9 protein-coding genes are annotated in these 10,893 nt (G+C 71.7%); 8 read left to right on the top strand and 1 reads right to left on the bottom strand.

Going from position 1 to position 10,893, the window contains the following annotated elements; genetic code table 11:
• A partial coding sequence (locus G6R25_RS16765; protein WP_205447181.1) for an ATP-dependent Clp protease proteolytic subunit occupies positions 1-334 on the top strand: 334 nt, incomplete at its 5' end.
• A gap of 426 nt (positions 335-760) precedes the next feature.
• Positions 761-2,059 (top strand): ATP-dependent Clp protease ATP-binding subunit ClpX, encoded by a 1,299-nt coding sequence (clpX, locus tag G6R25_RS16770; protein ID WP_136447285.1) that lies wholly within the window; start codon positions 761-763, stop codon positions 2,057-2,059.
• 60 nt (positions 2,060-2,119) lie between these two features.
• Here clpX and G6R25_RS16775 read toward each other — a convergent pair whose 3' ends face one another.
• Positions 2,120-3,412, bottom strand: a complete 1,293-nt coding sequence (locus G6R25_RS16775; RefSeq protein ID WP_163553746.1) for a bifunctional folylpolyglutamate synthase/dihydrofolate synthase — start codon at positions 3,410-3,412, stop codon at positions 2,120-2,122.
• A 98-nt stretch (positions 3,413-3,510) separates the two neighbouring features.
• Between G6R25_RS16775 and G6R25_RS16780 the strand changes: the two genes are divergently transcribed.
• The 6 genes from G6R25_RS16780 to mrdA form a co-directional block, all read left to right on the top strand.
• Positions 3,511-4,950, top strand: a complete 1,440-nt coding sequence (locus G6R25_RS16780; protein WP_163553747.1) for a folylpolyglutamate synthase/dihydrofolate synthase family protein — start codon at positions 3,511-3,513, stop codon at positions 4,948-4,950.
• Positions 4,951-5,052: 102 nt separating this feature from the next.
• Positions 5,053-5,466 carry a nucleoside-diphosphate kinase gene (gene ndk, locus G6R25_RS16785; protein ID WP_163553748.1) on the top strand — a complete coding sequence of 138 codons (414 nt, stop codon included), beginning with the start codon at positions 5,053-5,055 and terminating at the stop codon, positions 5,464-5,466.
• A gap of 531 nt (positions 5,467-5,997) precedes the next feature.
• The gene (locus tag G6R25_RS16790) at positions 5,998-7,029 is read left to right on the top strand and encodes a rod shape-determining protein (RefSeq protein WP_009739818.1); all 1,032 of its coding nucleotides are present in this window, start codon (positions 5,998-6,000) and stop codon (positions 7,027-7,029) included.
• Positions 7,030-7,209: 180 nt separating this feature from the next.
• Positions 7,210-8,163 (top strand): rod shape-determining protein MreC, encoded by a 954-nt coding sequence (gene mreC, locus G6R25_RS16795; RefSeq protein WP_163553749.1) that lies wholly within the window; start codon positions 7,210-7,212, stop codon positions 8,161-8,163.
• A gap of 6 nt (positions 8,164-8,169) precedes the next feature.
• Complete coding sequence (mreD, locus tag G6R25_RS16800) at positions 8,170-8,712, top strand: rod shape-determining protein MreD (RefSeq protein WP_163553750.1); 543 nt, start codon at positions 8,170-8,172, stop codon at positions 8,710-8,712.
• On the top strand, positions 8,709-10,893 hold a 2,185-nt coding region (mrdA, locus tag G6R25_RS16805), incomplete at its 3' end, for a penicillin-binding protein 2 (protein ID WP_235948761.1). The genes mreD and mrdA, both read left to right, overlap by 4 nt.

The following is a 10,893-nucleotide window of genomic DNA, read 5'->3' on the forward strand; positions in this document are numbered from 1 at the left end:
TATGGGTCAGGCGGCGTCGGCGGCGGCGGTACTGCTGGCGGCGGGGACGCCGGGCAAGCGGTTCGCGCTGGAGAACAGCCGGATCCTGATCCACCAGCCGTCGGCGTCGGGGGAGGGCCAGTCCAGCGACATCGAGATCCAGGCCCGCGAGATCCTGCGGATGCGGTCGCTGCTGGAGCGGATGCTTGCCACCCACACCGGCAAGAAGGAGGAGGACATCCGCAAGGACATCGAGCGGGACAAGATCTTCAGCGCCGACGAGGCCAAGGAGTACGGCCTGATCGACGAGGTCATCAAGACCCGCAAGTCCTCGAGGCTCGCCACCACGCGCTAGCGACGAGTCGCGGGCGCGTGGCCGGATCGCGGGCGCTCATCGGATGCCCGGAGCACGGCGGGGCACCGGTCGGGCGGCACGCGCACCCCGCGGCCGAGGCCTCGCGTGGCACGACGCCACGCGGGGCCGGCCCGTGGCGCGGGGTGGTCGGCGGCCGGTTCGCACGGCGCGCCGACAGGTCGAATGCGGTCAGCTCCTCGATGTCCGTGACGCGTTGGCCTTATGGGACCGCGCGGACGCGCGAGGACGGCCATGGTGACCGTAGGCTGACTGGTATGAGCCGAGCGATAGGGCACTCACCGGGCCGCTTGGCGGGGTACCGTCCCCACGGGGATGGTTGCAGGCAGACACGCGACGACCGGGCGGTGTCAACCGCCCCTGACACGCAGGCGACACCATCGTCTGGACGAAGGGACTGAGTCCTCGGTGGCACGCATCGGTGATGGCGGTGACCTGCTCAAGTGCTCGTTCTGCGGTAAGTCGCAGAAGCAGGTGAAAAAGCTCATCGCCGGCCCTGGCGTCTATATCTGTGACGAGTGCATCGATCTGTGTAACGAGATCATCGAGGAGGAGCTCTCCGAGTCCTCCGAGCTGAAGTGGGACGAACTCCCCAAGCCGCGGGAGATCTACGAGTTCCTCGACGGCTACGTGGTAGGTCAGGAGGCGGCGAAGAAGACCCTCTCCGTCGCGGTCTACAACCACTACAAGCGGGTGCAGGCCGGCGGTTCGGGCGGGGGCGGCGGCGCCGAGGCCAACAAGGGCGACGTGGAGCTCGCGAAGAGCAACATCCTGCTGCTCGGCCCGACCGGGTGCGGCAAGACGCTGCTGGCCCAGACGCTGGCCCGGATGCTCAACGTCCCGTTTGCCATCGCCGACGCGACCGCGCTGACCGAGGCGGGCTACGTCGGCGAGGACGTCGAGAACATTCTGCTCAAGCTGATCCAGGCCGCCGACTATGACGTCAAGAAGGCCGAGACCGGGATTATCTATATCGACGAGGTCGACAAGATCGCCCGTAAGTCGGAGAATCCCAGCATCACTCGAGACGTGTCCGGCGAAGGCGTCCAGCAGGCCCTGCTGAAGATCTTGGAAGGCACCACCGCGAGCGTGCCGCCGCAGGGCGGTCGCAAGCACCCGCACCAGGAGTTCATTCAGATCGACACGACGAACGTCCTGTTCATCGTGGGCGGGGCCTTCGCCGGACTGGACCGGATCATCGAGTCGCGGATCGGCAAGAAGTCGCTGGGTTTCCGCGCCGTGCTGCACGGCAAGGACGACCCGGACGCCTCCGACGTCTTCGGTGACATCATGCCCGAGGACCTGCTGAAGTACGGCATGATTCCGGAGTTCATCGGCCGGCTGCCGGTCATCACCAGCGTGTCCAACCTGGACCGCGAGGCGCTGATCCGGATCCTGACCGAGCCGAAGAACGCCCTGGTCCGGCAGTACAAGCGGCTGTTCGAACTGGACAGCGTCGATCTCGACTTCACCTCCGACGCGCTGGAGGCGATCGCCGACCAGGCGATCCTGCGCGGCACCGGCGCCCGCGGCCTGCGGGCGATCATGGAAGAGGTGCTGCTGTCGGTGATGTACGACATCCCGAGCCGTAAGGACGTCGCCCGGGTCGTCGTCACCCGCGAGGTCGTCCTGGAGCACGTCAACCCCACGCTGGTGCCTCGGGACGTCGCCTCGAAGCGGGCGCCCCGCCAGGAGAAGTCGGCCTGAGACCGTAGCCGGGCCGGGCCGAGAGCTCCCGCCCCGGCCCGGCTACGGATCGGCGGGCGACTACGCGTCCAGCACCCGTCGCGCCTCGGTGAGGTGGTAGAAGGACCCGGTCACCAGGATCGCGCCGGTCGTCCCCGCCCGCCGCCGGGCGAGTCGCACCGCGGCCGCGACCTCGGGAGCGCTCTCGGCGGGGATCGCCCATCGCCGCGCCGCCTCGGTGACCTGCTCGGCCGGGATCGCCCGCGGGGACGCCGGCTCGCAGCAGATCAGCGAGTCGATCCGCTCGCCGCGCAGCTCCGCCAGAGTGGCGGCGAAGTCGTGGCCGCGCAGCGCCCCATAGACGATCGTCCAGCTCCGGCCCGGGAACTCCTCGGCGAGCGAACGGGTCAGCGCCGCCGCCGCCGCCGGATTGTGGGCACCGTCGAGCACGTGCAGCGGCACCGTCCCGACGATCTCCAATCGGCCGGGTGCCCGCACCGAACCGAGCCCGGCCCGGACCACCTTCTCGGGCAGCGGGCGGCCGAGGAACGCCTCCACCGCCGCCAGCGCGCAGGCGGCGTTGGCCTCCTGGTAGGCGCCGTGCAGCGACAGCAGGACGTCGTCGTAGCGGGCGGCGGGGGTGCGCAGGTCGCCGCGGCGACCGGCCGGGTCGGGGCGGCCGCCGGCCGTGGCGAAGTCCCGGCCCAGGCGCAGGACCCGGGCCGCCGGCGTCCGGGTGAAGACGTCGTCGAAGCGGGCGTCAACCTCGCCGAGCACGAGGTCGGCGCCGGGCTTGACGATTCCGGCCTTCTCCCGGGCCACCCCGGCCAGGCTCCCCGCGTAGTCCAGATGATCGGCGCCGATGCCCGTGACGACGGCGACCCGGCCGTCGGCGATGTTCGTGGCGTCCCAGCGGCCGAGCAGCCCGACCTCGACCACCGCGGCGTCGACGGCCCGGTCGGCGAACCAGTGGAACGCCGCGGCCGTCAGCAGCTCGAAGAAGGTCGGCCGGTCCGCCATCGGCGCGGCCGCGTCCACCGCCGCGCCGACGCAGCGGGCGAACTCGCCGTCGTCGATCGGCCGGCCGTCGACGACCAGCCGCTCGTTCGTCCGTTCCAGGTGCGGGCTGGTGTACTGGCCGACCCGCAGCCCCGCGGCGCCGAGCAGGGCCGAGGTGATCCGCGCCGTCGACGTCTTCCCGTTCGTGCCGGTCAGATGGATCATCGCGGCGCCGTGCTGCGGGTCGCCGAGCCGGTGGGCCAGCTCCCGCATCCGCTCCAGACTCGGCACCGGCGGGTCGGCCGTGATCGCCTGCTTCTCCAGGTCCACCGAGCTGGCCAGTGCGGCGCATGCCGCCTCGTAGGTCCACGTCACCTGCTGTTTCCGCCTCCTTCACCCGTGCTCGACAGTAGCGACCCACGCAAACCGGACTCCTCGCCCGGACTCCTCGCCCGGACCCATAGGATCGTGCTGTGACAGGCGCCGCGGCGAAGGCCGGCACGACCTCCGGGTCCGGCGATGCCGCCTGGACGGGTCCTCCGCAGTTCGCGGCCGCGTACGCGCAGCGGGCCGCCGTCGCGGTCCTCCCGGGGCTGGCGCGGCTGCGCCGCCTGTTGGACCTGCTCGGCCAGCCGCAGCGGGCCTTCCCCAGCATCGTGGTGGCGGGTTCCGTCGGGAAGAGCTCCACCGTCGCCGCCATCACCGCGCTGCTTGACGCGTTCGGGGTCCGTGCGGGCTTCCTGCGTTCGCCCGGCTGGCTCGGCAGCGCCCAGCGGGTGGGGCTGGCCGGCGCGGAGATCTCGCCCGAGGTGTTCGCCGCCGCCTACGAGGACCTCGCGCCGTACCTGCCGCTGATCGAGTCCGATGGCCCGCTGAGCGCCTTCGAGCTGCTCACCGCGGTGGCCTTCGCCGCGTTCGCGGACGCCCCGGTCGACCTGGCGGTCGTCGAGTCGGGTTGGGACGGCTCCCCGGAGCTCGGTGACCTGGCCGACCTGCTCGACGCGCCGGTGGCCGCGATCACCCCGGTGACGGTCGCCGGGGCGGACGGCGCCGCCGAGGTGAGCTCGTTCGACCCGGCCGACGCCGCCGTGCTCGCGGGGGACCCTGGTGCCGCCGAGGCGGAGCTCGACCGGATCGTTGCGCGGACCGGCTCGGCGATCCGGGCGGACACGCTCGTCGTGCTCGCGCAGCAGGCCCTGCCGGCCGCGCAGGCGCTACTGCGGCGGGCCGCCGGCACCGGCGCGACGGTGGCCCGCGAGGGCATGGAGTTCGGAGTGGTCGGCCGCCGCGTCGCCGTCGGCGGGCAGATGATCACGCTGAAGGGTCTCGGCGGTACCTACGACGAACTCTTCCTTCCGCTGCACGGGGCACACCAGGCGCACGCCGCCGCCGTCGCGCTCGCCGCCGTCGAGGCGTTCCTCGGTGGCGGTCGCAGCGTCCTCGACATCGACGCCGTCCGGGTGGGCCTCGCGCAGGTGGATACCCGGGGCCGGCTGGAGGTCGTGCGCCGCTCGCCGACGATCGTGCTCGACATCGCCCAGGACGCCGTGGCCGCGGCGGCGCTCGTGGCCGCGCTGGAGGAGGCGTTCACCTTCGAGGTGCTCGTCGGCGTGGTCGCCGTCGACGGCGACGAGGCGCTCGCAGCCCGGATTCTGGCCGCGCTCGAACCGGTCCTCGGCACGGTGGTCGTCACGGCCGGGGCGACGGCGGCGGCGCTGGGCGTCGACGACCTCGCGGCCGTGGCGGCGGGCGTGTTCGGCGCCGACCGGGTCGAGGTCGCCGCCCGGCTCGACGACGCGATCGACGACGCGGTCCGGCTTGGCGAGGAGGACGCCGACCTGGGCGGAGCCGGGGTGCTGGTGACTGGTTCGGCCCCCGTTGTGGGTCGGGCGCGGGCGTTGCTGCGGTCCTGAGGTGGCCCGGTTCGGCCATGGTGATGGCAGGGCACCCTGTAAGTTGACGAAGGGCCCGCGGGCCCTTCGGGACGACGATGTCAATGATCGAGAAGGAGTACCGTGTCCGCCGAGCGCACCCTCATCCTGGTCAAGCCCGATGGCGTCAGCCGTGGCCTCGTCGGTGAGGCGGTCGGCCGGCTGGAGCGCAAGGGGCTCACCCTGGTGGCCCTCGAGCTGCGTACGCTGGAGCGCTCCGTCGCCGAGACGCACTACGGCGAGCACGCCAGCAAGCCCTTCTTCGGTGAGCTGGTCGAGTTCATCACCTCCGGCCCGCTCGTCGCCCTGGTCGCCGAGGGGCCGCGGGCCGTCGAGGCGTCGCGTGGGCTGATCGGCGCCACCGATCCGGTGAAGGCCGCCCCCGGCTCGCTGCGCGGCGACTACGCGCTGGAGATCGGCCAGAACCTCGTGCACGGCTCGGACTCGCCGGAGTCCGCCAAGCGCGAGATCGACCTGTTCTTCCCCGGCCTGAGCTGAGCCGCGCGGCTCGTGGCGTGGTCCCGGGTGGACCGGACCACGCCGTGCGCTCACCGGTTCCGGGTGAGTTTGCGGCTGCGTCGAGGCCACCGAAGGCTCTGGTTCGCGGTGCCGCGAACCAGTGTTTACTGATCGCGGCCGGCTATTTCGTGCCCGCGTCGAACCCCTCGTCGGCCGTTGTGGCCTCGCTGAAGCCCGTTGAGCACCGGGACTGTGACCCCCTTGATGCCTGCCGGGTCGATCTGACCCAGGGGGTGACACGGGCCGCCCCACGACCGTCGGGGCGGCGGCGCACTCCGCGGCGGTCTACCCTTCAAGTACTTGCCTGGAGAGTGTCCGGCGGGTCGCGGTAACCGACTGTGACGGTTGGTTTCCGCGGTCGTTTCCGCGCGGGACGCTTCCGGGTCGTCCTGCCCGATCTACGAACCCTGTACGTGTTCCACGCGCTTCTCCGGCTCCCTGGCTGGCCGTGCCGTCGGCCGCGCCGGAGGCGGCCAGGACCGCATCCCCCGGGAAGGTCGGTACCCGACGATGTCCAGTTCGCTGTCGTTCCTCGGTCGTGACATGGCCGTCGATCTCGGTACCGCCAACACACTGGTGTACGTGCGGGGCCGCGGGATCGTCCTCAACGAGCCGAGCGTGGTCGCCATCAACACCACCACCTCGGGCATCCTCGCCGTCGGCACGGACGCCAAACGGATGATCGGCCGGACCCCCGGGAACGTGGTGGCCGTGCGCCCGTTGAAGGACGGCGTGATCGCCGACTTCGAGACGACCGAGCGGATGCTGCGGTACTTCATCCAGAAGGTGCACCGGCGCCGCCACTTCGCCAAGCCGCGGCTGGTCGTCTGCGTGCCGTCGGGGATCACCGGGGTGGAGCAGCGGGCCGTCAAGGACGCCGGCTACCAGGCCGGTGCCCGCAAGGTGTACATCATCGAGGAGCCGATGGCCGCCGCGATCGGGGCCGGTCTGCCGGTGCACGAGCCGACCGGCAACATGGTCGTCGACATCGGCGGCGGGACCACCGAGGTTGCCGTGATCTCGCTGGGAGGCATCGTTACCAGCCAGTCGATCCGCACCGCCGGCGACGAGCTGGACGTCGCGATCATCTCCTACGTGAAGAAGGAGTACTCGCTGATGCTTGGCGAGCGCACCGCCGAGGAGATCAAGATGGCGATCGGCTCGGCGCACAAGGTGCCCGACGAGCCCAGCGCCGAGATCCGCGGGCGCGACCTCGTCACCGGCCTGCCCAAGACGATCGTCGTGACCGCGGAGGAGATCCGCAAGGCGATCGAGGAGCCGGTCAACGCCGTGATCGACGCGGTGAAAGTGACGCTGGACCGCTGCCCGCCGGAGCTGTCCGGCGACATCATGGACCGAGGCATCGTCCTGACCGGCGGCGGTGCACTGCTGCGCGGGCTCGACGAGCGGCTGCGGCACGAGACCGGCATGCCGATCCACATCGCCGAGAATCCGCTGCACTCGGTGGCGATGGGGTCGGGCAAGTGCGTCGAGGAGTTCGAGGCGCTTCAGCAGGTACTGATCTCGGAGCCGCGGCGGTAGCGGGCCGCGGTCGCAATCCCCGGCGCGGCCGCTCTCGGGCGCCGTCCGGGCCGTCCCCGCTGCTGGGGAATTTCGTGTCAGATCCGGGAACGTCACGGCGATGTGGATCGTCCGATGTCAGCGACGGACCGCGCCCGCCGTGCGGCGGCGCGGGGCCTGAGAGCTTGTTCGGAGGCTGCTGTGGGGCGTGACACGAGGCGATCCCGCCTGGTGATCATAGCCCTGCTCATCGCCGCCTTCACCCTGATCACCCTGGACTACAAGACCGGCCGCTCCGCCAACGGAGCCCGGGGCGTCGTGCACTCGGCCCTCGGTGGCGTCGAGGACGGCGTGAGCGCGGTGACCCGGCCGATCGGCCGGACCGTCTCGTCGTTGGCCCACCCGAACCGCTACCACGACCGCGCCGACCGGCTGGCCCAGGACAACGCCGGGCTGCGCCGCCAGCTCGCCGACAACGCCGAGATCGGCCGGATGTCCAAGCAGCTCGGTGACCTGAGGCTGCTCGCGGACAAGGGCCAGTACTCCGTCGTCCCGGCCAAGGTGATCGCGGTCGGCGACGTGACCGGCACGGACTGGACCGTCACCATCAACGCCGGCCGGGACGACGGCGTCGACGTCGACAAGACCGTCCTCAACGCCGACGGGCTCGTCGGCACGGTCTCCTCGGCCACGGCGCACACCGCCGTCGTCCGCCTCGCCTGCGACCCGAACAGCCGGGTCGGTGCCCGGCTGGAGCGCACCCAGCTGCTCGGCGCCGTGGCCGGGGGGCAGGGGCCGAGCGCGTTGACCTTCACTCTGTACGACGCTTCCTTCCGGGTGCAGAAGGGCGACCGATTGGTGACCTTCGGCAGCATGGACTACGTCGCCGGCGTGCCGATCGGCGTCGTCACCAAGGTCACCGACGTCGGCGGGCTGTCTCGGACGGCGGAGGTCAAGCCGTACGTGTCGGTCGGCACGCTCGACCTCGTCGGCGTGGTCGTCGGCCGGCCGGCGACCGACCCGGGTGACCGTCTGCTGGCCCCGCAGTCGGTGCCAACCCAGTCGGTGCCGACTGGGTCGGCCGCCCAGACACCCGGCACCGGCACCGGCACGACCCCCGGCACGACCCGCCCCGGCCAGGGTGGGACGGGCTGAGCCGGTATGTGGGACATCGCCGACTCGTCGGACACCGTGCGCGTCCGCACCTTCGTCGTCGCGATCGCGCTGCTGGCGGTCGCTTTCATCGGGCAGGTCTCGGTTGTCGCCCGACTGGGCCTTCCCGGCGGCCGGCTGGATCTCGTGCTCGTCCTGCTGGCGGCGATCTCCCTGATCGAAGGTCCGCTGGTCGGGGCGGTCAGCGGGTTTGTGGTCGGGGTGTTGGCCGATCTGGCGTCAAGTCACGTTCTCGGGCAGTCTGCTCTCGTTATGTGTCTGGTCGGCTACGCTGTTGGTCTGGTGATGGATGCGGCGGATCGGTCGGTGGCGGTGCCCCTCGCGGCGATCGGCGGGGCCAGCGTGGCGGGCACCCTGGGCTACGCGGCGACGACCTCGATCTTCGGCGCGGCGGCGCTGACCGGCGGTGAGGCCGTCGTCCGCGCCCTGGTCGCCGGGGTCTACGCGGTGCTGCTCACCCCGTTCGTGTTCCCGTTGCTGACCGCCGTCTCCCGGCGGTTGTCCGGCCGCCTCCGGCGGGGCGCGAGATGAACGATCGGATGCGGATCCGCGTCCTGCTGCTGCGTGTGCTGGTGCTGTCGCTGCTCGCGACGCTGGGTGCGCGGCTGTGGGTGCTGCAGGTCCTCGACGGCGACCACTACCGCCGGGTCGCCGAGACGAACCGGGTGCGCGAGGTGGTGACGCCCGCGACCCGCGGGATGATCCTCGACGATCGCGGTCAGCCCCTGGTCCGCAACCGCACCTCGCTGGTCATCTCGGTCAACCGGTCCGCGACGGACCGGCAGGACGACCAGGGCAAGGCGGTCCTCGCCCGGCTCGCCAGTGTGATCGGCACGCCGGCCGACGAGCTGACCCGGCGGATCAGGTTCTGCACCGCCCAGGTGAAACCGCCGTGCTGGAACGGCTCGCCCTACCAGCCGGTCCCGGTCGCCAAGGACGTCAGCCCCCAGCAGGCGCTCGCCGTCATCGAGCATCCGGACCGCTTTCCGGGTGTGTCGGCGGACCTGCAGGCCGTACGTGAGTACCAGCACGGCTCCCTGGCCGCTCACGAGCTGGGTTACCTCGCCCCGGTCACCCAGGACCAGCTCGACAAGCAAGGCGACGAGAAGGGCTACCACCTCAACAGCCTGATCGGCGTCGCCGGTCTGGAGAACACCTACGACGACGAGCTGCGCGGCGCGGACGGGGTGGAGCGCCTGGAGGTGGACCGCTTCGGCCGGGTCGCCGGCACCGCGTCGACGACCGCGCCGGTCAGCGGCGATCATCTGGTGCTCAACCTCGACCTCGGCGTCCAGCAGGCTACCGAGCAGGCGTTGCAGGACACGATCAACCAGCTCGGCGGCGGCAACCGGACCGCGTCGGCGGTCGTCCTCGACGTGCGCACCGGCGGCGTCGTCGCGATGGCCAGCCTGCCCTCGTACAACCCGTCGGTGTTCGTCGGCGGCGTCTCCGAGCAGGACTACCGGGCCCTGTCGGACCCCGCGAACGGCATCCCCCTGCTCTCGCGGGCCTACCAGGGCTCGGGCGCGGCCGGCTCGACGTTCAAGGTCGTCTCCACCGCCGTCGCGATGCAGAACCTGGGCGCCAAGGGCGACCAGCACTTCGACTGCGCCCCGACGCTGCAGATCGGCGACCAGGTCTTCCACAACTTCGACGGCGAGTCGGCCGGGCCGATCACCCTGCACCAGGCGCTCGTCATCTCCTGCGACGTCATCTTCGACCAGTTCGCCTACGACTCCTGGCTCGCCGACGGCGGGCTGCGCAACGGCCGCGGCCCCTACTCGCCACCGAAGGAGTACTTCGTCCGGATGGCCGAGGCCATGGGCTTCGGCAAGGCCACCGGCCTGGACCTGCCCGGGGAGGCCGAAGGGTCCGTCGTCGACCGCGCGGGGGCCAAGGCGATCTGGGAGGACCTGAAGGACTCCTACTGCCGGCGGGCGAAGAACGGCTACCCGGAGGAGCACGACCCGGTCAAGGCGGAGCGGTTCCGCAAGTACGCCGCCGAGGCGTGCGTGGACGGCTACCTCTACAACGCCGGCGCGGCCACCCAGTTCGCGATCGGCCAGGGCCAGTACCTGTCGCTGAGCCCACTGCAGCTGGCCACCGCCTACGCCGCGATCGCCAACGGCGGCACGCTGTGGAAGCCCAGCCTGGCCAAAGCCGCGGTCGCCCCGGACGGCCGGGTGGTGCGGACCTTCCAGCCGCGCAAGGCCGGGACGCTGCCGGTCTCCCCGGAGAACCTCGCCTACATCCGCGCCGGCCTGCGCGGCGTCACCAGCGAGGGCGGGGGCACGGCGACCGGCATCTTCGGGGACTGGCCGAGCAACATCGTCCCGATCGCGGCGAAGACCGGCACCGCCGAGGTCGAGGGCAAGGGCGACACCTCCTGGTTCGCCTCCTTCGCCCCGGCCGACGACCCGCGGTTCGCCGTCGTGGTGACGATCCCGGACTCCGGCACCGGCGCCGAGTACGCCGCTCCGGTCGCCAAGCGGATCTACCAGGCCATCTACGGCGTCGGCCAGCCGGCGGCGATGCCGGGCGGCAAGGCCCCGACCACTCTTCCGAAGATCAACCGGGACGGGACGATCGCGGCGACGTCCGCCGCGGACCCGTTCGCGTCGGTGGGGACCGTCGTGGCGGCACCGGTGTCCGCCTCGGGGTTGGGGCCCCGTCGCCGGACCGTCGGCCGGCGGTCCGCTCGCAGTGCTGCCC

The organism is Candidatus Frankia alpina (assembly GCF_902806485.1).
GTDB classification, from domain to species: domain Bacteria; phylum Actinomycetota; class Actinomycetes; order Frankiales; family Frankiaceae; genus Frankia; species Frankia alpina.